General features: G+C 37.0%; 24 protein-coding genes and 1 pseudogene. 14 read left to right on the top strand and 11 right to left on the bottom strand.

Annotated features, from left to right (window positions below):
- Positions 1 to 16 precede the first annotated feature (16 nt).
- Positions 17 to 343 (bottom strand): SUF system Fe-S cluster assembly protein, encoded by a 327-nt coding sequence (locus tag CLV73_RS13810; protein ID WP_039371432.1) that lies wholly within the window; start codon positions 341 to 343, stop codon positions 17 to 19.
- A 3-nt stretch (positions 344 to 346) separates the two neighbouring features.
- On the bottom strand, positions 347 to 1,051 hold the full coding sequence (locus CLV73_RS13805) for a 3'-5' exonuclease (RefSeq protein ID WP_100377869.1): 705 nt from the start codon (positions 1,049 to 1,051) through the stop codon (positions 347 to 349).
- Positions 1,052 to 1,129: 78 nt separating this feature from the next.
- Here CLV73_RS13805 and CLV73_RS13800 point away from each other — a divergent pair, with 78 nt between their 5' ends.
- Positions 1,130 to 1,900: a DUF4382 domain-containing protein gene (locus CLV73_RS13800; RefSeq protein WP_157798800.1), complete on the top strand. Its 771-nt coding sequence runs from the start codon at positions 1,130 to 1,132 to the stop codon at positions 1,898 to 1,900.
- A gap of 6 nt (positions 1,901 to 1,906) precedes the next feature.
- Here CLV73_RS13800 and CLV73_RS13795 read toward each other — a convergent pair whose 3' ends face one another.
- Positions 1,907 to 2,254: a tRNA-binding protein gene (locus tag CLV73_RS13795; RefSeq protein WP_100377460.1), complete on the bottom strand. Its 348-nt coding sequence runs from the start codon at positions 2,252 to 2,254 to the stop codon at positions 1,907 to 1,909.
- Positions 2,251 to 2,757: a hypothetical protein gene (locus tag CLV73_RS13790; protein WP_100377459.1), complete on the bottom strand. Its 507-nt coding sequence runs from the start codon at positions 2,755 to 2,757 to the stop codon at positions 2,251 to 2,253. The genes CLV73_RS13795 and CLV73_RS13790 overlap by 4 nt, the downstream gene beginning before the upstream one ends.
- Before the next feature lie 201 nt (positions 2,758 to 2,958).
- Between CLV73_RS13790 and CLV73_RS13785 the strand changes: the two genes are divergently transcribed.
- From CLV73_RS13785 to CLV73_RS13760, 6 genes and pseudogenes are all read left to right on the top strand, one after another.
- Positions 2,959 to 3,534, top strand: a complete 576-nt coding sequence (locus CLV73_RS13785) for a DUF4840 domain-containing protein (protein ID WP_100377868.1) — start codon at positions 2,959 to 2,961, stop codon at positions 3,532 to 3,534.
- A gap of 102 nt (positions 3,535 to 3,636) precedes the next feature.
- Positions 3,637 to 4,203: an RNA polymerase sigma factor gene (locus CLV73_RS13780; protein WP_100377458.1), complete on the top strand. Its 567-nt coding sequence runs from the start codon at positions 3,637 to 3,639 to the stop codon at positions 4,201 to 4,203.
- Positions 4,196 to 5,560 (top strand): outer membrane beta-barrel protein, encoded by a 1,365-nt coding sequence (locus CLV73_RS13775; protein ID WP_100377457.1) that lies wholly within the window; start codon positions 4,196 to 4,198, stop codon positions 5,558 to 5,560. Before CLV73_RS13780 ends, CLV73_RS13775 begins: the two co-directional genes overlap by 8 nt.
- Before the next feature lie 112 nt (positions 5,561 to 5,672).
- On the top strand, positions 5,673 to 6,638 hold the full coding sequence (locus CLV73_RS13770; RefSeq protein WP_100377456.1) for a T9SS type A sorting domain-containing protein: 966 nt from the start codon (positions 5,673 to 5,675) through the stop codon (positions 6,636 to 6,638).
- Between the two features lie 187 nt (positions 6,639 to 6,825).
- Positions 6,826 to 8,362 (top strand): annotated as a pseudogene (locus tag CLV73_RS13765) (YifB family Mg chelatase-like AAA ATPase).
- A 433-nt stretch (positions 8,363 to 8,795) separates the two neighbouring features.
- Positions 8,796 to 11,900 (top strand): non-ribosomal peptide synthetase family protein, encoded by a 3,105-nt coding sequence (locus CLV73_RS13760; RefSeq protein ID WP_100377455.1) that lies wholly within the window; start codon positions 8,796 to 8,798, stop codon positions 11,898 to 11,900.
- A gap of 55 nt (positions 11,901 to 11,955) precedes the next feature.
- Here the strand turns inward: CLV73_RS13760 and CLV73_RS13755 are convergent, their stop codons facing one another.
- Positions 11,956 to 12,432: a YdeI/OmpD-associated family protein gene (locus CLV73_RS13755; RefSeq protein WP_100377454.1), complete on the bottom strand. Its 477-nt coding sequence runs from the start codon at positions 12,430 to 12,432 to the stop codon at positions 11,956 to 11,958.
- A gap of 83 nt (positions 12,433 to 12,515) precedes the next feature.
- Positions 12,516 to 14,723: a S46 family peptidase gene (locus tag CLV73_RS13750; RefSeq protein ID WP_100377453.1), complete on the bottom strand. Its 2,208-nt coding sequence runs from the start codon at positions 14,721 to 14,723 to the stop codon at positions 12,516 to 12,518.
- An 86-nt stretch (positions 14,724 to 14,809) separates the two neighbouring features.
- On the opposite strand from CLV73_RS13750, the gene CLV73_RS13745 reads away from it, so the two are divergent.
- The gene (locus CLV73_RS13745; protein WP_100377452.1) at positions 14,810 to 15,265 is read left to right on the top strand and encodes an META domain-containing protein; all 456 of its coding nucleotides are present in this window, start codon (positions 14,810 to 14,812) and stop codon (positions 15,263 to 15,265) included.
- Positions 15,266 to 15,336: 71 nt separating this feature from the next.
- Here the strand turns inward: CLV73_RS13745 and CLV73_RS13740 are convergent, their stop codons facing one another.
- The 4 genes from CLV73_RS13740 to CLV73_RS13725 form a co-directional block, all read right to left on the bottom strand.
- Positions 15,337 to 15,750 carry a hypothetical protein gene (locus CLV73_RS13740; RefSeq protein ID WP_100377451.1) on the bottom strand — a complete coding sequence of 138 codons (414 nt, stop codon included), beginning with the start codon at positions 15,748 to 15,750 and terminating at the stop codon, positions 15,337 to 15,339.
- A 7-nt stretch (positions 15,751 to 15,757) separates the two neighbouring features.
- Complete coding sequence (locus CLV73_RS13735; RefSeq protein ID WP_100377450.1) at positions 15,758 to 18,283, bottom strand: beta strand repeat-containing protein; 2,526 nt, start codon at positions 18,281 to 18,283, stop codon at positions 15,758 to 15,760.
- 4 nt (positions 18,284 to 18,287) lie between these two features.
- Positions 18,288 to 18,770, bottom strand: a complete 483-nt coding sequence (locus CLV73_RS13730; protein WP_100377867.1) for a T9SS type A sorting domain-containing protein — start codon at positions 18,768 to 18,770, stop codon at positions 18,288 to 18,290.
- A 158-nt stretch (positions 18,771 to 18,928) separates the two neighbouring features.
- Positions 18,929 to 19,636, bottom strand: a complete 708-nt coding sequence (locus CLV73_RS13725) for a LytR/AlgR family response regulator transcription factor (RefSeq protein WP_100377449.1) — start codon at positions 19,634 to 19,636, stop codon at positions 18,929 to 18,931.
- A 198-nt stretch (positions 19,637 to 19,834) separates the two neighbouring features.
- Here CLV73_RS13725 and hflX point away from each other — a divergent pair, with 198 nt between their 5' ends.
- The 6 genes from hflX to CLV73_RS13695 all read left to right on the top strand — a co-directional run bounded on the left by hflX (position 19,835) and on the right by CLV73_RS13695 (position 25,194).
- Positions 19,835 to 21,058, top strand: coding sequence for a GTPase HflX (hflX, locus tag CLV73_RS13720; protein ID WP_100377448.1), 1,224 nt, complete (start codon positions 19,835 to 19,837; stop codon positions 21,056 to 21,058).
- A complete protein-coding gene (locus CLV73_RS13715; RefSeq protein ID WP_100377447.1) occupies positions 21,058 to 21,684 on the top strand; it encodes a DUF4919 domain-containing protein in 627 nt (208 codons plus the stop codon). The genes hflX and CLV73_RS13715 overlap by 1 nt, the downstream gene beginning before the upstream one ends.
- 24 nt (positions 21,685 to 21,708) lie before the next feature.
- Positions 21,709 to 22,995 carry a cation:proton antiporter gene (locus tag CLV73_RS13710; RefSeq protein ID WP_100377446.1) on the top strand — a complete coding sequence of 429 codons (1,287 nt, stop codon included), beginning with the start codon at positions 21,709 to 21,711 and terminating at the stop codon, positions 22,993 to 22,995.
- Positions 22,996 to 23,018: 23 nt separating this feature from the next.
- Positions 23,019 to 23,729, top strand: coding sequence for a DNA alkylation repair protein (locus CLV73_RS13705; RefSeq protein ID WP_100377445.1), 711 nt, complete (start codon positions 23,019 to 23,021; stop codon positions 23,727 to 23,729).
- Positions 23,729 to 24,058, top strand: a complete 330-nt coding sequence (locus tag CLV73_RS13700) for a DUF6122 family protein (protein ID WP_100377444.1) — start codon at positions 23,729 to 23,731, stop codon at positions 24,056 to 24,058. The genes CLV73_RS13705 and CLV73_RS13700 overlap by 1 nt, the downstream gene beginning before the upstream one ends.
- A gap of 65 nt (positions 24,059 to 24,123) precedes the next feature.
- Positions 24,124 to 25,194 (top strand): calcium:proton antiporter, encoded by a 1,071-nt coding sequence (locus tag CLV73_RS13695; RefSeq protein WP_100377443.1) that lies wholly within the window; start codon positions 24,124 to 24,126, stop codon positions 25,192 to 25,194.
- Positions 25,195 to 25,199: 5 nt separating this feature from the next.
- Here CLV73_RS13695 and CLV73_RS13690 read toward each other — a convergent pair whose 3' ends face one another.
- Positions 25,200 to 25,580 carry a group III truncated hemoglobin gene (locus CLV73_RS13690; protein WP_100377442.1) on the bottom strand — a complete coding sequence of 127 codons (381 nt, stop codon included), beginning with the start codon at positions 25,578 to 25,580 and terminating at the stop codon, positions 25,200 to 25,202.
- Positions 25,581 to 25,615: the final 35 nt, after the last annotated feature.

Genomic DNA, 25,615 nt, shown 5'->3' with positions numbered 1-25,615 from the left:
TATTTTTTATCCGAACTTAAAGCATTCCCAGCTCAAATTTCGCTTCCTCACTCATCATATCCTTGTTCCAGCTTGGCTCGAAAGTAAGCTCTAAATCGACACTCTTCACGTTTTCAACTTCCGCTACTTTGTCTTTTACTTCTTGTGGAAGCGTTTCTGCAACAGGACAGTTCGGAGTCGTAAGTGTCATGATAATTTTTACATCAGCATCATCAGAAATCTGTACGTCGTAAACAAGCCCTAATTCGTAGATGTCTACAGGAATTTCAGGGTCATATACTGTTTTTAATACGCTAATGATTTCTTCACCGATGTCAGCAATCTGATCGTCTGTAAATTTCATTTTTTAATCTAAATTGGTATACCTTTTCAACAAATCTTCCTGACGCATACGCCGGAAAATATTTGCCAAAGTTAAGACATCTTTTTCACAATAGTCAACTATTCTTTGCAAGTCTTTCTCTATGTAATAGATTGATGAAACCATTGAGCCGTCGATATCGTCTTTTGGAGTAGGAATTCCGAAAAGATGTGCCAATAATTCAAGCGAAATAAAATTTTTATAGTCCCCGAATTTCCACAGTTCCATAGTGTCGATATGGGGGATTTCCCAAGGTTTCTTTCCGTACATCTGAAATGGAGTAGGAGGCTGAATTCCGTTGATTAAATATCTTCTTGCGATCCACGGGAAATCAAACTCTTTACCATTGTGGGCACACAGAATAACCTCTCTCAACCTCGGGCTGTTGAAAATTTCGCCAAACTCAAGCAGTATTTTCTTTTCGTCATCACCTGCAAAGCTTTTTATTTTTAAAGTGTCATTTTTTTCAAGCATGCCGATGGTAATGCAGACAATTTTTCCAAATTCAGCCATAATTCCAGCTCTTTCAGGATAAAATTCTGCTGCAGAAACTTCATCCTTTCTCTGAAACCTGGTCTTTTTATCCCAAAGCATTTGTTCGGTTTCGGGCATATCTTCCCATGTGCTGAACCCTGGAACGGTTTCAATATCAATAAATAAAATTTTTTCCAGAGGGATATTCTGTATCATTTTTTTGTTTTTAAACTGAAAGATAAGACATAATAAATGAATTATCAAAAACGTTTTAATAGAACAAAATATTATTTTATGAAAAGGTTATTGATAATAGGAAGCAGTATAGGTCTGCTTTTCTTGGCTTCGTGCAATGATTCTGAGGGAAGTGGTACTGCTACAGTGAATGTGAGACTTACTGATGGTCCCGCGACGTATGATGCTGTTAATATTGATATTCAGCGAATAGAAATCAATAATAACGGTGAATGGACTGCTCTTAATTTTCCTAGTCCTGGTGTTTATAATCTTCTTAATTTTAAAAATGGAACAGATACCGTTTTAGGTCAGGCAGTATTGCCCACGGGTGAAGTTTCCCAGATGAGAATGATCTTGGGGCCTAATAATTCTTTGGTTGTGAATGGAGTTAATTACCCGTTACAAACTCCTTCGGCTCAGCAAAGCGGACTGAAGTTCAACTGGCATCAGACATTAGCCGCCAATGGTGCTTATACCGTATGGATCGATTTTGATGCGGGAAGATCTGTTGTAAAAACCGGAAACGGATCTTATATTTTGAAACCGGTCATCAGAACGTTTTCAGAACTAACAAACGGACAGATAAAAGGCTTTGTACAGCCTCAGGCTGCAGATGCTGTCGTACATGCTATTGTGGCTTCGGATACGATTGCAACGGCAATACCAAATCCTGACGGATTTTTCATGTTTTCCGGACTGCAGCAAGGAACTTATACTGTTTCTTACGATGCAGATAATGCAACAGGATATGTAGATGAAAATACCAATAATGTATCCGTCGTATTCGGACAAATTACCAATTTAGGAACAAAAACTTTACATCAATAAGTAGATTTACCCTACCTGCAACCCATTTTTAGTCGGAAGTGATGTTGTAAGCAATGTTACTTCCGATTTATTTTCGCCATATACTCCCAAAACCAGGCATTCACTAAAGAAATTGGCAATCTGTTTCTTTGGAAAATTGACAACTGCTAAAATCTGTTTTCCGATCAGATCTTCTTTTTTATATAATGTAGTAATCTGTGCTGAGGATTTTTTTATTCCTAATTCTCCAAAATCGATTTCTAATTGATAAGAAGGGTTTCTGGCTTTTTCAAAATCGTTCGCTGAAATTATGGTTCCGCATCTTATGTCTATTTTTTCAAAATCTGTCCAGGAAATTTCGGGTTTTATGATCATGGTAATACATTGATTAATTGTTCTATTTCTGCTTTTTGTGTGGCATATTTTTTCTGCAGTTCGGAGCCTTCTCCCATTCTTTTATAGTATTCAAATGCTTTCTCTCCGAAAATCTTTTTATGAAAATCTGAAGCGTCCGGAATTTTTGGAAAATTTTTATGGAAAAGCATCTCATAATACGCCTGAAATTCTCTTTCATTTTTGTCCTCCACAGTTTGTTCCGGAGCTTTTTGCCTTACATGGAGCATTTCGTGAGCAATTACATTTAAAATAAGATTCAGCTCAAAATCGAATAAGTTAGGAGGAATCATTACTGTTTGTGGCTCTCCCAATTCACCTTCTGTCGTTAAAAGAACTAAGTTCGGAATTGCTTCCCGTAAACCAAATCCTGCAAAGTTTTCATGTTCCAGGCCGAAAGAATATAGCAAATACTTTGCAGCATCAATTACCTGATCATTTTCTTTATAAGCATTCAAATGTAATTTGATCTGTTCGAAATCCATCTCAAAAAATATGTTTTAACAAATGTATTAAAATAATGAAACTTGGAAATGAAAAGACAGTGAAATAAATAATCTGTAAATCAGCGTGTTATTGTTTTTAGCTTGGGTTTTTGCTAATTCTCACGCAAGATTTCCTAAAAACCGGATTTATATAAATGAGTACTCCAATGAATAATGTGTAATGCTAAAAAATTAAAAAGAATGAAGAAATTAACAGTACTTAAATCTTTAATGATCGCTATCATTGCGTTTTTGGGATTTTCTTTAACGTCTTGTAATGACGATAAATATGAGCCGATCCCTCTGACTTTGAATGATGTCAATGGGAGTTACAGGGCGAGACTGGTGACTTCGCAGGGAGGAAAGTTCAATGAAAAAATTATTGACTTTACGGCGAAAGATTCCATTATTACCTTCAAAGATTTTCCGGTAAAGGAAATTGTGAAGTCAGTTGTGAAAGATCCTGCTAAAGCTGATGCTGCGATCGCCAGTTTAGGAAAAATTGAATATAAACTGAATTATAGCTCAAAGTTAAATACAGATCAGAATGTAGTGGAATTAACATTTGAACCCAAAAGTTTGACTTTGCAGATTCCTGTAGATGGAACAATTAAAAATACGGTAGTGAAACTGGTAACAAAACAGAAAGGGTTTTTCGTAGGATACGACTGGTCGATGAGGTTTGCTATGGAAGCAGAAAAAATAACGGTTGACGGAGTTGAGCTCACTCCTTATGAAACTATAAAATATGAGGTTCCGATTAGTATTAAGAATTAAACGAATGAATAATTTATAAAATAGGCAAAACCTCGAACTGAGGTTGCCTATTTTTGCTTACTGAAAATCAATAAGTAAACCGAGCAGCTATTGAATGAGTAAATGAAAGAAAATAAGGAGCAGATTTTGGTATCCCGCCTTTTGCAGAAGGAAGAAGCGGCCTGGAAAGAACTTTTCGGAGTGTATTCAGGTGGTCTTGCCTATGTCTGTTCCCGATATATTATTGATAAGGACGATGTTCATGATGTGCTTCAGAATAGTTTTATACAGATGTTCCGTTCGATTGGTTCTTTTGAATACAGAGGAAGTGGTTCTTTGAAAGCCTGGATTACCAGAATTGTAGTTACGGAATCTTTAAAACATATAAAAAAGAACCCAAATTTAAAAACGGTTTCGGATGATTTTGAAATTGCGGATGAACAAAATGATGAAGATCCCAACCTGGAAGAAATTTCACAAGATATCATCATGACGATGATTCGTTCTCTTCCGGACGGTTACAGAACGGTTTTTAACCTTTTTGTTTTTGAGAAGAAAAGTCATAAAGAAATTGCGGAGATATTGGGAATCGCAGAAAATTCTTCCGCCTCACAATTTCATAGAGCAAAAGCAATGCTTGCCCAGAAAATAAAAGAATATACAATGTCTAAAACAGCGCACTATGAGTAATAACGAATGGCTAAATGATTTGCGCAGAAAAATGGAAGATCATGCTGAAGATGTTCCGGATGGATTATGGGATGATATCAGAAACGAATTGTTTGTGGAAGATAAGACGGAGAATATTATTCCTGTTATAATGAATGATGATCTGAAAGCGCAGGATAAAGCTGTTTCAACAATGCATCATAGATCTCTACTTTATCGTATCTGTGCTGCTGCTGCGGCTATTATCTTATTCTTTATTGTGGGCAAGCTACTTGTTTTTAATGATAAAAAAGAAGATGTAAATGTTGTTCAGGTGAAAGAAAAATCTTCGAAAAAGACTTCTTCTGCTCGTCAATATGAGGGAAATACTTTGGAAAACGGAACAACTTTAGAGAGAAATGATACAGGTGATTTGAGTCATGATTTTGCGTTAAAAAACTTGAATAAGGTTTCAGGTAAAATGACAAAACGAGAAGCAAAGAAGAGCATTGAAAGCCCAACATACAATTGGGAGGAAAACCCTAATCAATATGTACAAAGCTCTTCTCCGAAACAGAATGAAAATACTGAAATAAAGTCGGTAAACGAAGAAACCGAAACGTACGAGCTTCTTACCAAAGAAGAAAGAGAGAAAAAACAGAAGTTAAAAGACGCCGAAAAAATAAAACTTGCCAAGAACAGCAAAAAATCCTGGGCGATAGGATTGCTTGCAGGAAATACAGCCTCCAGTTCAACCGAGCAATTTCCAGGATATGCTACTTTAAACGGAGCTACCCTGAGCTTACCAGAAATCTGGACTTCGGAATATGAAGAAAATCCTTTAATGGCAATTTTGCTGGCTAATCAGGATAAAAAAGTGGATGCCAAAATTAAGCATAAGACCCCGGTTACCTTTGGAGCTTCTGTTTCTAAAAGGATTGGTAGAAAATGGTCTGTAGGTACGGGAATAAATTATACTAAGCTCTCTGCAGAACTTACCTCAGGAAGCGGATCGAATTTTATAAGCAGTGAGCAAAATATTCATTATGTAGGGATCCCGGTGCAGATAAATTATAATGTAATTCAGAAAGGAGCATTTACAGGCTATATTACAGGAGGAGGGTTGATTGAAAAAGCGGCTTCAGGAGATATCAAAACTAAATATATCGTTGATGGAGAGGTGAAAGAAGTTACCAAAGAAGAAATTGGTGAAAAACCTGTTCAGGTATCCGTAAATACAGCGGCCGGTCTGCAATTGAAAGTGATAAAAAATATTGGAATTTATGCTGAGCCCGGAGTAAGCTATCATTTTAAGGATAACAGCTCATTGCAAACCATTTATAAAGAAAAGCCTCTGAATTTCAACGTAAAATTCGGAATAAGACTGATCATAGACTAAATACGATCTCATATCAAAATATTAAACGGAGGAACTATAAAATATAGTTCTTAAATAAACACGTCTAATTTTTTATGGGAAGATTGATAAAAACTCATTAAATATTATACATATGAAATTAAAATTGATCTTTTTAACAGCACTTTTTTCCTTTTTTTTCATTGTAAAATCACAACAATGTACTCCGACTATTACAAGCCCGAGATTGGGAGCAATGTTCCAGGATAAGGTCGTGTTTTGTACAACGGAAACCGAAACATTATCCACCACTCAAACGTATGGAAGCTATCAATGGTATAAGCAAATGTGGGATTGGCAAACCCCTAATCCCAATCCTTGGGTAGCGATTCCCGGTGCAACCTCGCAAACCTTGACCATCAACGGTTCTACAGATATGCTGTATTATTTTAAAGTACAAGTTTCAGAGAATGATTGTGTGGCGGAAAGTGATCCGATCTTAGCGGACGGTTATGCGTATGGTCTTCCATTCCTGATTGCGAATTTTACCCCCGGAACTTATGAAGAAGTGGCACCAGGAGAATATAATGTGTGTTCGGGAGCTTCTGTGGTTTTTGAGAACGGATTCCCTGCGGTGTATGGTCTCCATACATGGTTTAAATGCGTTCCCGGAAGTAATCCTCCATCACCTACAGATCCGTGCATTATTAATGGAGCTACAGGAGATACGTATACAGCCACTGCATCCGGAAAATATGGGTTTTACGCCTGTACGGAATACTGCCCGAATATGTGCGAAATGTTAAGTGATATGGCATTTATACAGCTTAATTTCGGAAGCTGGAGCTTCTGTAATTTAGGAACTGGGGAGGTAAAACCTAAAGAAAATAATTTGAGCATTTATCCCAATCCTGCCACTCAGTTTCTATATATAGGAAAAGAATCAGAAAAATACACTGAAGTTTCCATTATTGATATGTCCGGAAGACTGATATTACAAAAAAAAGATCATAACTACACTCAGGCGATTGATGTGAATGCTTTGTCCGCGGGTACTTATCTTATTGTTTCTAAAAGTGTGGAAGGAAAAACGTATAAAAATAAGTTTATAAAAAAATAAATGCTCTGAGCTTAAGAGACGGTTTTTTTTCAAATAGTTAGTTGGATGCGGCACAAGGTTTTGTGCCGTTTTTTTTATTTCAAGTTTCTGATAATAAGCTGCTTATAGGGTTGATGGTTTAAAAAATAATTAAAATTCATATTTTAAAATCAGGAAAATATTTTTATTTTTACATTAAAACACAAACATGCTGATTAAAATTTATGGAAGCGCAATTCATGGAGTTGCGGCCCAAACTATTACCATTGAAGTGAATGTAGATACAGGAGGAGTAGGATACCATCTGGTAGGTCTTCCTGACAATGCTATTAAAGAAAGCAGCTACAGAATTTCTGCCGCCTTAAAAAATGTAGGATACAAAATTCCCGGAAAAAAGATTACCATTAATATGGCTCCCGCAGATCTTCGTAAAGAAGGTTCTGCTTATGATCTCAGTATTGCTGTCGGGATTTTAGCCGCTTCGGACCAGATTCTTGCCGAAAATATTCAGGATTATATTATTATGGGAGAATTGTCTCTGGACGGCAGTCTGCAGCCAATAAAAGGAGTGCTGCCTATAGCGATTCAGGCAAGAGAAGAGGGTTTCAAGGGGATTATATTGCCTAAACAAAATACACGCGAAGCTGCCATCGTAAATAATCTGGATGTCTATGGCGTAGAAAATATTAAGGAAGTCATTGATTTTTTTAATGAAGGAAAGATTTTAGAAAAGACGGTTCTGGATACCCGAAAAGAATTTCAGGAAAAGATCAATCATTTTCCATTTGATTTTTCTGAAGTAAAGGGACAGGAAGCGGCCAAAAGAGCAATGGAAGTTGCCGCAGCAGGAGGACATAATATTATTTTAATTGGTCCACCCGGAAGTGGTAAAACCATGCTGGCCAAGAGAGTTCCCAGTATTTTGCCGCCACTAACACTGAAAGAAGCATTAGAAACCACCAAAATACACTCTGTTGCAGGAAAAATGGGAGCTGAGACTTCATTAATGACAGTGCGCCCCCTTTAGGTCACCTCATCATACGATCTCGGATGTAGCTTTAGTTGGTGGCGGAAGTTATCCGCAGCCGGGAGAAATTTCATTGGCTCATAACGGCGTTTTGTTTTTAGATGAAATGCCCGAATTTAAACGGACGGTCCTGGAGGTTATGAGACAGCCCTTGGAAGACCGTGAAGTAACGATTTCAAGAGCCAGATTCACGGTAAACTATCCTTCAAGCTTTATGCTGGTTGCTTCAATGAATCCCAGCCCGAGCGGATTTTTTCCTGATGACCCGAATAATACCTCTTCTGCTTTTGAAATGCAGCGGTATATGAATAAGCTTTCAGGACCATTATTGGATAGGATTGATATTCATATTGAAGTGCAGAAAGTGGAATTTGAGCAATTGGCAGAGAAAAGAAAAGGTGAAAAAAGTGAAGAAATAAGACAGCGGGTACTCAAAGCGCGCGAAATTCAAAATGAGCGGTATAAAGATTTAAAAATCAGTTATAATGCTCAAATGGGTTCTAAAGAATTAGAAGAATTTTGTGAACTGGATGAGGTTTCGTTTGGTTTAATAAAAATGGCCATGGAAAAGCTGAATCTTTCAGCTAGGGCTTATGACAGAATTTTGAAGGTAGCCAGAACCATTGCAGATCTTGAGGTTTCGAAAAATATTCAGTCACATCATGTTTCTGAAGCAATACAATACAGAAGCCTGGACAGAGAATTTTGGAATGTTTAAACATGTGTAAACTTAGGGTTTATAGGTTGAACAGATGTAAGTGTTTGTATTTTAACTGCTTGTTTTATTAGTTAAATCTCCTTCTCGGGAAAAATTTTTATAAAATTGCTTGTTTGTTACAATTATTATATTAAATTTGAACATCATATTTTTAAAATATTGCAATTATGAAAAAGAATTTATTAATCTTTAGTTAAAATCTATTATTTATAATTAGTAAAACAAGGATTATTGTTTAATTAGTCACAAATAATTGTTTGTTTCCTATCCCTAATAGAATCATTACCGTCTAGTTATCTTCCCCAACATAAAAAACTACCATGAAAACATATTTGTGAATAAATGTGCAGGTTTCTTGCGCCCTTAATTCATCAGATAAACTTTTTATCAGATCTTTTTGACATAGTATTTTAACCAAATCATTCTGTTAAACATGAACACATTTTCAACAACACAGACACTTGGAACTGGTGTCGCAATTTCTTTATCACAGGAAGACAAAGAAAGACTTTTAAACGATTTCAACCAAACAGGCTGGGATTATCCAAAAGAAGAAACACTGCTTTCTCTTTTCCAAAAACAGGTAAGCCGTTTCCCTGAATATGTAGCGGGAGTATTTCAGGATCAGCAGATTAGCTATCAAGAATTAGATGAAAGAAGTAACCAGATTGCGAATGCCCTTTTAACCAAAGGAATCAAGGAAGGAATGTATGTTCCTGTCTGGCTCGACAGGTCACTGGAATGGATTGTAGCAATACTCGGAATCATCAAAACCGGAGCGGCTTATGTCCCGATTGATCCTGCTTATCCTGCAAAACGGGTGGAATTCATACTTTCCGATACTTCTGCTCCATTAATAATTACCAACAGCTCGTTGGCAGATTTTCTAATTAAAGATATAAATACAGAAACTTTTGTTTTTGACACAATGGATGATCTGTCTGGCTGGGGTACAGATGCTACAAATAATACACTTCATCAGGAAGCTTTGGCTTATACGATTTATACATCGGGTTCTACTGGGAATCCGAAAGGGGTGATGGTTTCTCATCGCAGTATTCAGCATTTGGTAACATGGCATAATCAGTATTTTCATGTGGATCATACTTCAAAGCTAAGTCTTGTTGCAGGGCTGGCTTTTGATATCTCTGTATGGGAAATGTGGTCATCGCTTACCTCCGGAGCTACCATTTTTATAGCGGACAATGAAGAACGTACAGAAGCTTCGGCTTTGGTAAATTATTATCGGAAAAATAAAATTACGCATGGTTTCGTACCGACTGTTCTTGCTCCTTCTGTGGTGGAAAAAACAAAAAGTTATAATGATTTAAATTTAAAATATCTTTTTACTGCAGGAGAAAAACTAAAGCCAGTTTTAACCTCTGAGCTGAATTATGAGCTTGTCGATTATTATGGGCCTACAGAATGTACGGTGTATGCAACGTTTAAAAAAGTGAAAGATATGAACGGGCAGTATATTTCATCCATCGGGAAACCGATTGCCAATGCTCAGGCTTATATTTTAAATGAGAATTTAGAGTTATTACCTATTGGGGCAACCGGAGAATTATACATTGGAGGAAATTTGCTAGCCAAAGGATATCTTAATAATGAGGAATTGACGAATGCGAAATTTATTACCAACCCATTTAATGAGGCCGAAAAAATATACCGTACGGGAGATTTGGCAAGATGGTCTATGGAAGGAGATATTGAGTTCTTAGGAAGAATAGATAATCAGGTGAAAATTAGAGGTTTCCGTGTTGAGTTAGGAGAGATTGAAAGAGCTCTAATTGGAATAGAAGATGTAAAAGATGCATGCGTGATCACAAAAGATAATCATGGAGGGAATAAATATCTTGTCGCTTTTATAGTATTAAATAAAGGGGCTCAAAAAGATATGCCATCCATCAGGAATCAATTGAAGGAAGAATTACCGGGCTATATGATCCCTGCACAGATTATTTTTCTTGATAAAATTCCATTAACCGCAAATGGAAAAACGGATACTCATTTTTTAAAAGAACTGGCAGATAAGGAGGCTAAAGAGCTTATTTCCCACGAACCTCCAACCAATGAAACGGAGAGAATCATTGCGGATATCTGGGCGGAAGAATTGGAGCGACCGGTAATCAATATTACAGATAATTTCTTTGATATTGGCGGGAACTCATTATTGGTAGCGATTGCAGCAGTGACATTGGAGGAAAAGTTAGGGTTAAAAGTATATATCCGGGACGTATATCAACATCCTGTTTTGCAGGATTTTGCTAATGTTTTAATTGCAAGAGCAAAAGCAGAAAGAGAGGCTATTCCGGTGGAAGATGTAGAACCTTATGTAGAACTTCAAAATGATGTGTATCTCAATCCGGGGACAGTTTTTGAAGGTACTTTTGATCCTAAGCAATTGGAAAACCCAAAGTCTATATTCCTGACCGGAGTAACGGGATTTGTCGGAATTCATTTACTGCAGGAACTTTTAGATACTACAGAAGCGGATATCTATTGTTTGGTAAGGGCGCAGGATGAATTCCATGCTTTGGAAAAAATTAATAAATGTTTTCAGCAGTTTCATATTTCAAGAAAAATGGAGCAGGTCTCAAGGATTATCCCTGTAATTGGAGACCTGGCGAAGCCTTCATTAGGTCTTTCTGATGAAAAGTTCAAAGAATTGGCGGAAGCATTAGATCTTATCTACCATTCCGGAAGTTCTGTGAATTTTATAGAACCTTACTCTTATATGAAAGCACCAAATGTGGAAGGGTTAAGAGAAATCATCCGTCTTGCAGGAGCAGAAAAAACAAAATGTCTGGCTTTATTATCGACTATTTCTGTATATAGTTGGGGACATATTTTTACCGGAAAAAAAGTGATGCTTGAAAGCGATGATATTGAACAGAATATTATTTCGGTAAGTAAGGATATAGGATATGTAAGAAGTAAATATGTAATGGAAGCTATTGCAGACCTCGCGGCAAAACAAGGTTTACCATTAATTACGTATCGTCTTGGCTATGCTATGTGTCACAGTGAAACAGGGGCAAGTGCTCCTTATCAATGGTGGTCCGGCTTGGTGAAAAACTGTATTGAATTTAAGTCATATCCAATGCTGACAGAGCTTAGAGAAGGACTGATTACTGTTGATTACATGACAAAATCAATGGCCCATATTACCAAGAATAAAGATGCTATAGGAAAAAAATTCAACCTGATTGCAAGACCGGAAACGAATCTTACTTTAGAAGATTTCTTTGGTTTAATTAAAAAGTATTATCCGTTTACGATGAAAGGAATTTCCTATAAAGACTGGAGAAAACAATGGGAAAATGACAGTAAAAATAGATTGTATCCGCTTACAAGCTTGTTTAAAGATAATATGCATGAAGGTTTGTCAACAGTAGAGCTTTATCAGAATACCTATATCTGGGATTGCTCGAATGTTATTAAATTTCTGGAGGGATCCGGAATAGAAGAACCGGTTTTTGATAAATCCCTGCTGGACTCTTATTTAAATTATCTTGGAATTTCTATTTCATAATACTTATTTGAGTCCGGGGCAACGAAGTTGCCCCGGACTTTTTTGATGAATTTAATTATATTCCTTTCTTTCCATTTAGAATCATCTGAATCATTTTTATCTTCCTGTTTTCCCTTGTTTCGGGTTTTTTAGCCTCTTCGATCCAGCGGATATATTCTTTTCTGTGGGTATAGCTCATTTTGTCAAATAGAATTTTGGCTTCTTCGTTTTCATTAAAAATCGAAGAAATATCATCAGCTATTTCAACAGTTCGTTCTTCTTTATCCTCAATTAAAGAAACGGATACATTGTCGCCAAATGTTTTATTTAACTGCTTTCTGATTTCTTGTGTTAAGCCTAAAATATGACAGTCTGATTTCATTTTTACCAGACTTCCACGGTATTCTACCTTATCATCAAAAAGAGCTTTTATTTTTACTTGTCCTTTCTTATCAAAAAGTTCTATTGTCGAAAAAGGAAATTCTACAAAAGCGGCATTCATTTCTCCGTTTTGTTGAATGATTGCATTAAATTGTACAGACTGATTTTTCATTTAAAATTGTCTAAATTTTAATTCAAAAATAAAAAAACCGTGAAATGAATATTTCACGGTTTATAAATTATAATCAAAAAAGATTATTTTTTCTTAGTTTTTGTAGGAAGAGTCGTTGTTCCTGAGTTTTTTGTTTTTGTATCTGCAGGTGTATTTTCGTCTCTTACAAGCTTTAATTCGTCAATAAGTCTTCTTGCTCCGGCATATTTATCAATTGTCCAAAGAACAAAACGAACGTCTACGTTGATCGTTTTTTGCCATTCCGGTTCAAAAACGATATCGCCGCTTAATGCTTCGCTGTTTCCGTCAAAAGCAATACCAATAAGGTTTCCGTCTCCGTCAATTACAGGGGAACCAGAGTTACCACCCGTAATATCATTGTTTGAAAGGAAGTTTACCGGCATATATCCTTTAGCATCTGCATATTGTCCGAAATCTTTTAGGTTGTAAAGATCGATCACTCTTTGAGGAAGATCAAACTCTTCATCTCCTTTTTTGTATTTCCCTACTAAACCTGTCATATCAGTATAGTAGTTATCGGTTATTCCGAAATAGTTTCTGTCTGTTCTGATTGGTAATTTATCTACTGTTCCATAAGTTAATCTCATGGTAGAGTTAGCATCCGGATAGAATTTTTTTCCTGGCATAGCTTTCATAAGACCAGCTAAGAATAAACGATTGTTTTTCGCAAAATTCTCATCTACTTTAGAATAGCTTTCTGTTACCAGCTTTTGGTCTGCTACAACACCGTTTGCAATTTTCCAAAGTTGATCAGCATCAAGTTTTAAAGCATCAGGATTCAATAAGAAGTTGGTTGCTGATGTTTTATTAGCAAAAATAGAAGAATAAGCTACGTTAGAAAGGTTTTTGGCATCCAATCCTAAAAGTGTTGCAGAAGCAACATTTTTATTCGTTACTCTTGCCTGGTAAAGAGCTACCATAGAGCTTAGCATTTCTCCTTCCAAAGAAGGGTTGAAGTTTTCATAAGCGGCTTTGAGAGCAGCTTCTGTTTTTGCTTTCATAGCAAGCCTTCCTGCCATATCCTGAGCAGCATATGCTTTAAGTACACTTCCTACCTGTAAAGCTAAGCTGATGTATTTTGCATTTCTTGTAAGTTGCGTTGCATAGTTTCTTTCAACATTTCTGTCGGAAACTTGCTTGTAATAAGCGTCTATATCCTCTAAAACTCCGTCATACTCTTCGTTTCCAGCCTGCATAGACCATACTCTGTATGTTTTCTCGATATTTTGTTTATCAGAGATTGTTCCGTTTTTGTCAACGGCATCTATAGTTCCTTGTCTGTTTTTCCAGTAGTTGGCTACAGAAGCATATTGAGAAGCGTAGTTTAGCTGGGTTGCTTTATCTTTATCCATGTACTTCTTCATAACATCCATTGCTAATTTAGAAGCTTCTACCCAAGCCGGATAATCTTTATTTACCATTTGCTGGATTCCGTAAGATGTTAAATAACGGTTGGTTCTTCCAGGATACCCTAAAATCATAGAAAAATCACCAGGCTTAACACCTTTAAGAGAAACCGGTAAGAAATGCTTAGGCTTCAAAGGAACGTTGTTTGGAGAGAATTCAGCAGGGTTTCCTGCAGCGTCTGCATATACCCTGAAAACAGTGAAGTCAGCAGTATGTCTTGGCCATTCCCAGTTATCAGTATCTCCACCAAATTTTCCTAATGATGAAGGTGGTGCGCCTACTAATCTGATATCTTTATAATCTTGGTATACGAAATAATAGAATTCATTTCCGTTGAAGAAATCTCTTACTACTACAGTGTATTTTCCGTTCTCAGAGTTTTCCGTCTGAATTGCCTTTGTCTCAGCATCAATAACAGCTTTTCTCTCTGCTCCGGTCATTTTATTGTTAAGCTTAGAATTGATTCTTTGCGTAGCATCATCCATTCTAACCAAAAATCTAACATATAGATCTTTTGCATTAAACTCGTCTTTCTGTTTCATCGCCCAGAAACCATTTTTTAAATAGTCTTTTTCCGGAGTAGAAGCAGCGGCAACGGCTCCATAACCACAATGGTGATTCGTAAAAATAAGACCCTTATCAGAAACAATTTCTCCTGTACAGAAACCACCAAAACTTACGACAGCGTCTTTTAAACTGGAATTATTAACGGAATAAATTTCTTCAGGAGTCAAATGCAAACCTTCTTTTTGCATGTCAACACCATTAAGTCTTTTGATGAGCATTAAGAGCCACATCCCTTCATCGGCCCTCATTTGAGCAAAACTCAATAAGAAAGTGAATAGTAGAAGTATTCTTTTCATTTTATAAAATAATTTTTGTGTCGCTAATTTACTAATTTTTACGATATTCTGTCCCGGATTGGTATGAAAATGGGAGGAGGCTTTCTATGAAAAAAATATTATTTTCGGTTTTACCTGTTTTATTTTTAGGGATATTGTTGAATTGTTCTTCTGTAACTAAGGAAAATACACAGATGAACACTCGAAATTATCAGATTCAGAGAGAATGGATGTTGGTTTCTTTTGGGCATTTTACTAAAGCTGATTTGGTTAACTACAAAGCTAAAATTGATTTGACCGGAAAACTGGAAAAAGGAAGAATCCGTGCCACGGCATTTATGGGATGTAATAATATATCATTCTATTCTGAGTTTAAAAATAATGGAAATGTAAACATTAAAGGATTACTTTCCACAATGAAAGCTTGTCAGAATATGGAGCTGGAAAACGAATTTCAGAAAAAATTTGAGACCATGACAAAATATAAAGTGGAAGGACATTTTCTGACATTATCTGATGGTAAAGGAAATATCATGAAATTTGTAGCAGCAGATTGGGATTAATGAAACCATATAAAAAAGAAAGTCCATCTATTGACGGGCTTTCTTCTTATTGCTGAAAAATCTATTGGGCATTAGTTTTTAGGAATGGTCTTTTTGATGTCTTCTAAAGTTAAATCTGGGCTGCTTACCAATCCTTTTATATTGTTATTTGTGTTCTTGGGAATATTTGTTTTTCGGGCTTGTCGTCCGGGAATAGTTGCTAATATTTCTTCAAAACTGGCTGTATTGGGCAGGAGTTTTCCGGAGTTGTTTGCAGTTTCCTGTTTAGCAGGCTGCTTTTTTACTTCCAGTCCCTGTTCAGATGTAAGTGTTACTGACGAAGGCTTTTGAAGAGCTTTTTCCTGAGCCTCTTTCATCATTTTGGCTTCAAGTTCTTTGGACTCTTTGTAGTAGGGAGCTTCCTGTACTTCCGAAACAGTTTTTTCTTGCTGAGCGTAAATGTTTATACTTAACGCTAAAAAAGAGATGATATATAATGATTTCATGATCGTTTTATTTAATGTTTACCAATACTTTGATTTTTCCGATGCCGTTTTGGTCATAATCCTGAAGTGCTTTGCCAAGAACCTGTCCTATTCTCACTTTTTTAAGATTGGCTTTCATCGCTACTCCGGATTTTGATGAAGTTACCAAAAGATCTCCTCTTTTAATTTTTCCTCCTTCAAGGCATACTTTTGTAGGGATTACTCCAATTACTCCCATGGGTACTTTTCCGAACAGATCTGCATCTATATTTTCTTCGGTTAAAAGTACTCCCGGTTTTGTAGCGTAAACTCCCGCCACGAGACTTGAATAAGGTTTGGAAGATTTTTCTACTGTTCTGTCAGAATTTGTGGAAATAACTAAAATATCACCGGGTTCATACTCAGAAGAGCTTCCTGCCACATCAAATACCTCGGCAACGTCGGCGCCACTGTTTTGAGTTCCTCCGTTAAAAAAACCTCGTCCGTCATTCCCGATTCTGGCAACATTTACAGATCCCGGATTTCCGGATCTGAATATAGCGATTGAGCCTGCGCTATGGGTTTCTACAGTAAGCGCTGGGTTTGTATTCGCTGTATTGTAGTTGACAAATCTTGCAGCACGGCCTGTACCAAAATTAGGAATCCATGCAAAGATTGCACTTCCTGTTCCGTCTGCCGTAGCTTCTACACCATCACCTCCATTAGATGCATTGGCGGTAATTCCGTTTCCGTTTCCATCAGCAATTGCAATCAAAGCAGGGCCGTTTCCGGCAGGGTTACTGGCATGGAATAATCCTGCATAACCTCCTGTTCCTGAGGAAACCCCGTATATACCTGCTGTTCCGAAATTGGCAAACATTGAATTCACTTCGCCTCTTACAGCAGGAGATGTTCCTGTGGTTTTGTCAACCTTAAAGTTTCCGGCAATCCCGTTTCCAACAGTGGTAACGGTAATTACATCACTGGTATTGGCATCGTTGAAAATATTGAATTTTCCTGCTCGTCCGGTAGCAAAACTTGGAACCCAGGCGTAAAGAGCATTTCCGGATCCGTCAATATTGGTTTCCACACCGTTTCCTCCTTTGCTGGCGTTAGCAGTAATGGCATTTCCGTTACCGTCAGTAATGGCAACCAAAGCTGGTCCGTTCCCTGAAGTATTGGAAGCGTGAAATAACCCGGCAAAACCTCCAGTTCCGGAAGATTTACCAAAAATTCCGGCAGCTCCAAAATTCCCGAAAATGGTTTTAACTTCACCTCTTACTGCTGCTCCGACGCTATTGGTATTGTTTACTAAAAAAGAAGCTGCGTTTCCTTGGGTGTTGTCAGGAATATTCCCATTGCCATTTGTTTCTACTTCAAAGGTATTATTAATGGTATTGGTTGCATTTAAATTTTCAAAACGTCCTGCACGTCCTGTGCTGTTACTTAATCCAACTTGTCCGTAAACTCCGATTCCTGTACCTGAAGTATTAGTGGCGACAAAACCTCGTACGCCATAACCTCCGCCGTCATTTCTCCCTACTACCGCTCCCGCAATATCACTTGTTGTTCTACCTACCACGGCTTCGCCACCACCATTGTTATCTCCGACAACGCCTGCGGAAGTTAGGGTAGAAGTAAGGCCGTGAACGGCGAATCCTGCTCCTGTAGAGCTTCTCACTCCAGCTCCACTTCCTGTCGTACTGACGTTCACAACTGTTCCGTTTCCTACGGAGTTGGCTACGATTACATTATTGTTGTTGGCATTGTTGTAAATTGAAAAATTGGCCGGAATACCCGTATTGCTGGTTGCGTTTAGCCCCGTTCCTGTATTACTGTTGGCATAAACACCATACCCATTGGCGCTTGAATTTCCGTAGACTCCTAATCCGTTAGGAGTCACCCCGTAAACACCCCATCCGCTTCCTGCCTGGCTTCCATAAACTCCGACTCCTAATCCTCCTGTACCATTGTTGATTCCACGGATACCTGAAGAAAATCCTCCGGGAGCTATGTTGCTTACAATACCTCTTATGGCTGCAATATTTGAAGTCGTTGTATTGTTAACACCTTCTATTGAGGTTCCATCACCATCATTGGTAATTGAGAATAGGTTTCCTGCATTATTAAACGTATTCACATAGGGAATTACAAAGCTTCCGCCACTCACAGCTCCTGCTGATTTTGCAAACATGGCATATGGAACGCTTAATAATTGGCTTGTTCCTATGATCGTGTAATTTGTTCCACCTGCTAAATCGGTTTCTGTTTTTAAATAATAACTCCCTGTTGACCAGTTTATGGTATTGAAAGTTCCTGTAAGTACAGTTCCGGATCCTATTTCTAAGGTAATCAGTCCGTTTGTGTTGGTGTTTCCGGTAAGTCTTTCGGAGTAAACGGCAGCTCCCGCAGGAGAACCTTGTAAAATACTCGCCTTAATGGCGATGCTCTGGTTGGGTAAAACCTGTCCGGTAGCATTTCGAATGATGGCTTGGTAGCTCATTTTTTCCGGAACTTGTGCAAAGGCTATATGAAAACCTAACACAATTCCAAGCAGAAATAATATTTTTTTCATGGTGTTATTTTTTTATGATTTTGAATGTTCTTATATTTTCTCCGTTTTGATTAATTCTGATGATATACATTGCAGAAGGGAGAAAAGAAAAATTAAATTCAGATTTAGACTGAATAATTTTCTCGGTTTTGATCAATTTTCCTTGAGCATCAAAAATCTGGTATTCTGCACCTTTGAAATTGTTTGTTGTAAAATCTAGGTACAGATAATCTTTGAATGGATTGGGATAAAGTAAAATGTCTTTTTCGGTTGATGGGGTTTCATTTGTTGAAAGTGAGGTGATTTCATAAGCCTGTTGTACGCCTTCAGAAATTTCCCGATTGCTTCCCTTGATGAGATAATCGATTTGTCCCACACTATAGGAAACCGAGCCGTTGCCTCCTGTTGCATCTGCTCCTGTAGCCAAAACTGCCGATTGTGCTTTTAGCAGAAAAATGGGAACAAGAAGAAGTATGAAAAAGAAGCATTGAATAGATGTTCTTTCCATATACATTAGTTTTTGTGGTTATTGAATAAATGATTTTGTCCAAAAACTGAACAAATTTTTGGGAAGACTAAATTACCATATATCAAAACCGGATATTTAAAAAATCGACCAACGACAAGAATAATCGACCAACGACAAAAAGTGAAATGGAAATTAAGCTAAGGATGGAAAAAAGCAAGATTTTCTTTGTAAGACCTGCCAATAGGTAGCTTTATCTGATGGGTAAGTTCCACTTCATGCGCATTTTTGCTTCGGATTAAATGACGGGGAACGGCGAAGCTTCTGTGAATTCTGATGAAAGAATCAAAAGTGGTTTTATGTAACAGATTTCCGAGAGAATCCAGAATGCAGTGTTTTTTTTCCGAAGTGACAATTCGGGTGTAATCTTTTAAGGCTTCCAGATAAAGAATGTCTGTAATATTCACCTGATAAATATTGCTGCCTTCTTTTATTTTAATGCTGTTTTCTCCTACTAAAGCATCAAAGCATTCACATTTTTCCTTCATTTTAATAAAATCAAAAAGTTTCTGTATTGAATAATGAAAGCGTTCCGTTTTCAGAGGTTTGGAGATAAAATCTAAGGTGTCCAGCTCAAAAGCATCAATGGCAAGTTCCGAGTTTGAACTGATGAAAATGCAGGCCGGTATTTTGTGGGCAAGCTTTCTGAATTCCAGCCCGTTCATTCCTTTAAGGTTGGCTTCAATGATAAGAACATCGATAGGGAGCTCAAGATAGGGAATGGCTTTTTCTGCCGAATTAAAAGAGACTACAATTTCAATATTTTCATATTGTTTCAGATGATGAAACAGAAACAGCCTGTCCAGTTCATTATCATCAATAATCATACATTTAATATTGGTAATCATGATACTTGGTGTTAGTTTTTATAGATTTCACATTCTGTGGTAAGAACAGAAAATCATAGTGTAAAGATAGTAATTTTCTATAAATCAATACTATCCTTGTTTTACATGTACGTGAAAGAGTGAGGATTCGAAGATTCATTTTGTTTTTTTTCTTAAAAAATGGTAACTTGTAAATCTCATAAACATAGATAGAACTTAATGTTAGAAAAGAAAGAACATAATTACGAAAAAGCAGTTTTGGTAGGGGTGATAACTCAGCATCAGGATGAAGAAAAACTACAGGAATACATGGATGAGCTGGAGTTTTTGGCCTATACTGCAGGAGGAACGGTAGACAGACGCTTTACTCAAAAATTAACACAACCTGATTCTAAAACCTTCATTGGAAGTGGAAAGGCCCAGGAAATAAAAGAATACGTAAAAGAAAATGGAATAGGAACGGTAATCTTCGATGATGAATTATCTCCCTCACAGCTTAAAAACCTGGAAAGAGAAATTGAGGTCAAAATTTTAGACAGAACCAACCTTATTCTCGATATTTTTGCTCAGAGAGCACAAACTTCCTATGCGAGAACTCAGGTGGAACTTGCACAATATCAATATCTTTTGCCTCGACTGACCAGAATGTGGACTCACTTGGAACGTCAGAAAGGGGGGATCGGAATGAGAGGACCCGGGGAAACGGAAATCGAAACCGACAGACGTATCATTCGTGACAGGATTACCTTATTAAAAGATAAGTTGAAAACGATCGACAAGCAAATGGCGACCCAGCGAAACAATCGCGGAAAGGTTGTGCGTGCGGCTTTGGTAGGCTATACCAATGTCGGAAAATCTACTTTGATGAATGCCTTGTCAAAGTCTGAGGTTTTTGCTGAAAATAAATTGTTTGCAACTCTTGATACTACAGTAAGAAAAGTGGTGATCGGGAATTTGCCGTTTTTGTTAACAGATACAGTAGGATTTATCAGAAAATTACCGACTCAGCTTGTAGAATCATTCAAATCAACATTGGATGAGGTAAGAGAAGCGGATCTGCTGATTCATGTCGTGGATATTTCTCACGAAAGCTTTGAAGATCATATAGAATCTGTAAATCAGACTTTAATGGAGATCAATGCGCATCAGAAACCGATGATCATGGTTTTCAATAAAATTGATGATTTCAGCTATGAGAAAAAAGATGAAGATGATCTTACTCCGTCAACCAAAAAGAATATCTCTCTGGATGAATGGAAAAATACATGGATGGCAAAATCAAAATATCCTACGGTATTTATTTCGGCTTTAACGAAGGAAAACTTCCCGGAAATGAAAAAGATGATCTACGATGAGGTGATGAAAATTCATATCTCAAGATTCCCTTACAACGATTTCCTTTTTGAATATTTTGATAATGATGAGGAAGAAAACCAGCCTTAATGAAATATATTTTTCTCCTTTATTGCTTTCTCTTTTCAGTTTCTGGTTTTAGTCAGAAATTCAAGATTGATTTTAAGAATATTGAGAAAAACAGTAATGATCCTAGGTCTCCATATAATTACGAGAAACTTATTTTTAAATTTAAGGGACTCCCAAAATCTATAGATTCCATAGAAGCACAACATCTTTATTATGGAAGAAATTTTAGAGATATTATCTCGACGGAAGATGAAAGCTTTAAAAGTCTTGCTGAAGCCTTTAAAAATAAAGATTGGGAGAACAGTGTCAGCTTAGGAAAAGTGCTTTATTACAAAGACCCCACCAATCTGGATGTGCTTCTGATCCTGCTGCGTTCTTATGATTCAAAACAGGATGTGAACAATTTTGTTTATCATTTAAGCCAGTTCAGATTATTGGCAGATGCAATAAGGAATTCCGGAGACGGGAAAACAGAAAAAACGGCCTACAACGTCAATTCTGTCGGCGATGAATATATTCTTTTGAACATGATGAATATCGGGATGGATTATACAAGAAGCTCAAAAGAGGTGAAAGGCGGAATGCTGGATATCTGGGAGAAAGAAAACAATAAAATGTATACCAAAGTTCTCTATTTGAGAAATTAACATAAAATTTTAAAAAACAGCTTAGTGGAGTTATATTATTCATTTTCAGCTTTAATCGTTTTAGCATCAATATTTGCATATCTTAATTACAGATTTCTTAAACTCCCAAGTACAATTGGGATCATGGTGATTGCCATTGTGGTGTCTATAATACTGGTATTTTTCGGAGAAAATTTTCTTCCGAGAACATTCGGACATCTTAATAATCTTATGAACAGCATTGACTTCACAGAAGTTCTGATGGGAGCAATGCTTAATTTCCTTCTTTTTGCAGGAGGAATCCATATTAATATAAATGATCTGAAAGAACAGTTGCGGCCTGTTGTGATATTTTCTACGGCAGGAGTGGTGATTTCAACATTTATTGTTGGTTTCGGAATGTTTTATCTGCTGCCTTTGGTAGGATTGCAGATGCCGTTTATCTATTGCCTCGTTTTTGGAGCATTGATTTCTCCTACCGATCCTGTAGCAGTGTTAAGTGTATTAAAACAGGCGAATGTTTCCAAATCCTTAGAAACTAAAGTTGCGGGAGAATCCCTTTTTAATGATGGTATGGCGGTTGTGGTTTTTACCGTTGTATTGCAGTTGGCGGTTGGAAAAGAAGTGGATTTAGGGATTGAAAATATTGGACTTTTATTGATGAAAGAAGCCGGAGGTGGATTGCTCTTAGGTGTTTTGCTGGGTTGGGTAACATCCAGATTAATGAGGGAAGTTGATGATTATATTATTTCCGTTTTGGTGACGCTTTCTGTCGTAATGGGAGGATATCTTATTGCCAGACAAATGCATATTTCAGGGCCTTTAACAATGGTCGCTGCAGGATTATTCATGGGGAATTTTAATGTGAAATTTAAAATGAAGTCCATAACGCAGGATTATCTGATCAAGTTCTGGGAACTTATTGATGAGATATTGAACGCGGTATTGTTCTTATTTATCGGGTTCGAGCTTTTAATGATCAAAGACCTGAAACACTTTATGATTCCTGGATTGGTGGCTATTATCGTTGTTCTGATCGCAAGATTTATTTCCATTTGGGGACCTACGAAATTTATGTCTTTAAGAACCCGGTTCAATCCTCAAACGGTAAAAGTATTGGTTTGGGGCGGAATTCGCGGTGGAGTTTCTATTGCTTTGGCGATGTCTATTCCCAAAAGTGAATACAGCGAAATTATTTTAAGTATCACTTATTGTGTCGTTGTTTTCTCTATTATTGTTCAGGGACTTACGATTGCAAAAGTGGCTAATCCGAAAAAGATAGAGTCTGAAGAGAAAGAACAGGAAAGTATTGCTTTAGATGAGTCTCATTAATATATTGCAAATAAGTGAGTAATATGCTAAAAGAAATAGAAGAAGCCCTAGCTGTTTTATCCATTCCGGAAAAAGTTGAATTTTTTCCAAAGTTCTTTAAAACCGGAAAAGGAGAGTATGGTGAAGGAGATCTGTTTTTAGGAGTGAAAGTTCCGGATCAGAGATCTGTGGCTAAAGAATATTATACTAAAATTTCACTAGAGGATCTAAGTACCCTGCTTTCATCAAAATATCATGAGCATCGCCTGACAGCTTTGTTTATGCTGATTTCTAAATTTGAAAAAACGAAAGATAAAGCGGTAAAAGAGGAAATCATTGAGTTTTACTTAAGCCATTTGAAATATGTCAACAATTGGGATCTTGTAGATTCAAGCTGTTATAAAATTCTCGGTAGATATGCGTTTGAAAATCAGCAGGAAGATTTATTAAGAAAACTAGCTGTTTCCGAAGAAATGTGGCACAAAAGAATTGCGGTGGTAGGAACGATGCATTATGTGAAAAAAGGAGCTTATGAGCTTACAAAAGAATTTGTAACACTGAATTTAAAACATCCCCATGACCTGATGCATAAAGCAAATGGCTGGTTATTGAGAGAAATGGGACAGAAAAATGAACAGGAACTGCTTAATTACCTGGATCAATATTACAGAGAAATGCCCCGAACTTGTCTCCGGTATGCAATTGAAAAATTGGATGAAGATGTGAGGCAAGATTATTTAAAAGGCAGAATCTGATGGATTGCTTCTTTTGGAAAACGTTAACCCATTATTTTTTGCACCTGATTTTTCCGGGGATTATTGCTTTTGTTTTCTATCGGGAAAACTGGAAGAAGGTATATCTGATTTTCCTGGCTACGATGCTGGTGGATCTCGACCATCTGTTTGCAGATCCTATTTTCGATCCGAACAGAGGCAGTATAGGCTTTCATTTTTTGCATTCCTATTATGCGATTGCAGTATATTTTCTGATGCTGTTTTTTAAAGGAAATATAAGAATTATTGGCATTGGGCTTCTGCTTCATATGCTGACCGATTTTCAGGACTTTCATTGCTGGTGTCATTAAAACTCTATTATATTTTCATTCCGGTATTTCAAAATCTGCTGTTTTTTTGTAATTTGTAGACACTTATGAAACTAAAAGAACTATTACATTATACCTATATTTTCCCCATTCTGGCAGTCGGATATTATTTTTCCGGATTGCTGGGGCAAGGAGCTCTTTATGATGCAATTGGGGGGATTTTATTGATTGGTGCTGTTCTTTCAGCGGTACATCATGCGGAAGTGGTAGCTCACAAAGTTGGAGAGCCTTTTGGAACCATTATCTTAGCACTTTGTATCACCATCATTGAAGTGGCTTTAATAATCTCATTAATGGTTGCTGGAGGAGATCAGGCTATTACCTTGGCAAGAGACACTGTTTTTGCTGCGGTAATGCTTATTCTGAATGGAATTTTAGGAATTTGTATATTAGTTGGAGGAGTGAAGTACTATGAACAGTTTTTTGCCAGGACTTCGGCCACAACATATCTTGTAAGTATTGTTTCCATTCTTGTGCTTACCTTGGTGTTGCCTAATTTTACTTCAAGTGTTAATGGTCCTTTTTATAACAATGCCCAGCTTACTTTTGTTTCTGTTGCCTGCCTCGTTATTTATGGAGTTTTTTTAATGGTACAAACCGTAAGGCACAGGAGTTATTTTATCATTCCCGAAGAACATCCTGAAGAACATTATATTCCTTCGCTGACTAAGACTTTGATTAGCTTTGTTTTTCTTGTGATCTGTTTGGCTATTGTGGTGATGATGGCAAAAGGTTTATCTTCATCCATTGAAAATATGGTGCAGAGTTTAGGAGCTCCTAAATCTTTGGTAGGAGTTATTATAGCTGCTGTTGTTTTGCTTCCTGAAGGGGTTGCTGCAATCAGGGCTGCAAAAAGTAATCAGATTCAGTCAAGTTTAAACCTTGCTTTAGGTTCTGCATTGGCAAGTATTGGATTAACGATTCCTGCAGTTTCAGTAGTTTGCATTATGTATGATATTCCTTTGGTGTTAGGATTAGATAAAAAAGATATCATTCTGCTTTCCCTGTCGGTATTTATTGTAATGCTTTCCTTAAGCAGGGGAAAAACCAATATTCTCTACGGAACAGTTTTGCTGGTAAACCTTGCGGCTTATATTTTTACGGTAATAGTGCCTTAATTTTATTAAAGTCTTCTTGCAAGTTCCATTTTAAAAGCCATCAGCTTAGCAATGTTTTGTGCCTTATAAATTGCTAAATCGGCATTTTCTCCCGCAAAGTTTTCTTCAACAGTCTGTGTCCATAAGCTAAGCCATTGGTCAAAATGTTCCTGTTCCATAGCTTTGATCTCGTTGATGGGAAAGTGTGCTCCCATCGGATTCCCTTTATAGGTCATCTGACCGAAAAGTATAGATTCCCAGAACGAATACATTTTAGGAAGATGCTTATCCCAATCCACTTTTGCGATGTCTGTGAAAAATGATGCAATCTTCTCATCTTTAATCACTTTCGCATAAAAGGAATTGACAAGCTGTTCAATGTCTTTTCGGGTTTCCAATTTTTTCATAAGTCAAATTTAGTTTAAAATCAATTGAAAAATTC

Source organism: Chryseobacterium geocarposphaerae, assembly GCF_002797535.1.
GTDB classification, from domain to species: Bacteria; Bacteroidota; Bacteroidia; order Flavobacteriales; family Weeksellaceae; genus Chryseobacterium; species Chryseobacterium geocarposphaerae.
This window is presented reverse-complemented; position numbering and strand designations above follow the sequence as displayed.

What these genes read in the sequence shown, in the direction of transcription:
- CLV73_RS13810 (WP_039371432.1), bottom strand. Translation starts at nt 343, where the DNA reads ATGAAATTTACAGACGATCAGATTGCTGACATCGGTGAAGAAATCATT.
- CLV73_RS13805 (WP_100377869.1), bottom strand. Translation starts at nt 1,051, where the DNA reads ATGATACAGAATATCCCTCTGGAAAAAATTTTATTTATTGATATTGAA.
- CLV73_RS13800 (WP_157798800.1), top strand. Translation starts at nt 1,130, where the DNA reads ATGAAAAGGTTATTGATAATAGGAAGCAGTATAGGTCTGCTTTTCTTG.
- CLV73_RS13795 (WP_100377460.1), bottom strand. Translation starts at nt 2,254, where the DNA reads ATGATCATAAAACCCGAAATTTCCTGGACAGATTTTGAAAAAATAGAC.
- CLV73_RS13790 (WP_100377459.1), bottom strand. Translation starts at nt 2,757, where the DNA reads ATGGATTTCGAACAGATCAAATTACATTTGAATGCTTATAAAGAAAAT.
- CLV73_RS13785 (WP_100377868.1), top strand. Translation starts at nt 2,959, where the DNA reads ATGAAGAAATTAACAGTACTTAAATCTTTAATGATCGCTATCATTGCG.
- CLV73_RS13780 (WP_100377458.1), top strand. Translation starts at nt 3,637, where the DNA reads ATGAAAGAAAATAAGGAGCAGATTTTGGTATCCCGCCTTTTGCAGAAG.
- CLV73_RS13775 (WP_100377457.1), top strand. Translation starts at nt 4,196, where the DNA reads ATGAGTAATAACGAATGGCTAAATGATTTGCGCAGAAAAATGGAAGAT.
- CLV73_RS13770 (WP_100377456.1), top strand. Translation starts at nt 5,673, where the DNA reads ATGAAATTAAAATTGATCTTTTTAACAGCACTTTTTTCCTTTTTTTTC.
- CLV73_RS13760 (WP_100377455.1), top strand. Translation starts at nt 8,796, where the DNA reads ATGAACACATTTTCAACAACACAGACACTTGGAACTGGTGTCGCAATT.
- CLV73_RS13755 (WP_100377454.1), bottom strand. Translation starts at nt 12,432, where the DNA reads ATGAAAAATCAGTCTGTACAATTTAATGCAATCATTCAACAAAACGGA.
- CLV73_RS13750 (WP_100377453.1), bottom strand. Translation starts at nt 14,723, where the DNA reads ATGAAAAGAATACTTCTACTATTCACTTTCTTATTGAGTTTTGCTCAA.
- CLV73_RS13745 (WP_100377452.1), top strand. Translation starts at nt 14,810, where the DNA reads ATGAAAAAAATATTATTTTCGGTTTTACCTGTTTTATTTTTAGGGATA.
- CLV73_RS13740 (WP_100377451.1), bottom strand. Translation starts at nt 15,750, where the DNA reads ATGAAATCATTATATATCATCTCTTTTTTAGCGTTAAGTATAAACATT.
- CLV73_RS13735 (WP_100377450.1), bottom strand. Translation starts at nt 18,283, where the DNA reads ATGAAAAAAATATTATTTCTGCTTGGAATTGTGTTAGGTTTTCATATA.
- CLV73_RS13730 (WP_100377867.1), bottom strand. Translation starts at nt 18,770, where the DNA reads ATGGAAAGAACATCTATTCAATGCTTCTTTTTCATACTTCTTCTTGTT.
- CLV73_RS13725 (WP_100377449.1), bottom strand. Translation starts at nt 19,636, where the DNA reads ATGATTACCAATATTAAATGTATGATTATTGATGATAATGAACTGGAC.
- hflX (WP_100377448.1), top strand. Translation starts at nt 19,835, where the DNA reads ATGTTAGAAAAGAAAGAACATAATTACGAAAAAGCAGTTTTGGTAGGG.
- CLV73_RS13715 (WP_100377447.1), top strand. Translation starts at nt 21,058, where the DNA reads ATGAAATATATTTTTCTCCTTTATTGCTTTCTCTTTTCAGTTTCTGGT.
- CLV73_RS13705 (WP_100377445.1), top strand. Translation starts at nt 23,019, where the DNA reads ATGCTAAAAGAAATAGAAGAAGCCCTAGCTGTTTTATCCATTCCGGAA.
- CLV73_RS13700 (WP_100377444.1), top strand. Translation starts at nt 23,729, where the DNA reads ATGGATTGCTTCTTTTGGAAAACGTTAACCCATTATTTTTTGCACCTG.
- CLV73_RS13695 (WP_100377443.1), top strand. Translation starts at nt 24,124, where the DNA reads ATGAAACTAAAAGAACTATTACATTATACCTATATTTTCCCCATTCTG.
- CLV73_RS13690 (WP_100377442.1), bottom strand. Translation starts at nt 25,580, where the DNA reads ATGAAAAAATTGGAAACCCGAAAAGACATTGAACAGCTTGTCAATTCC.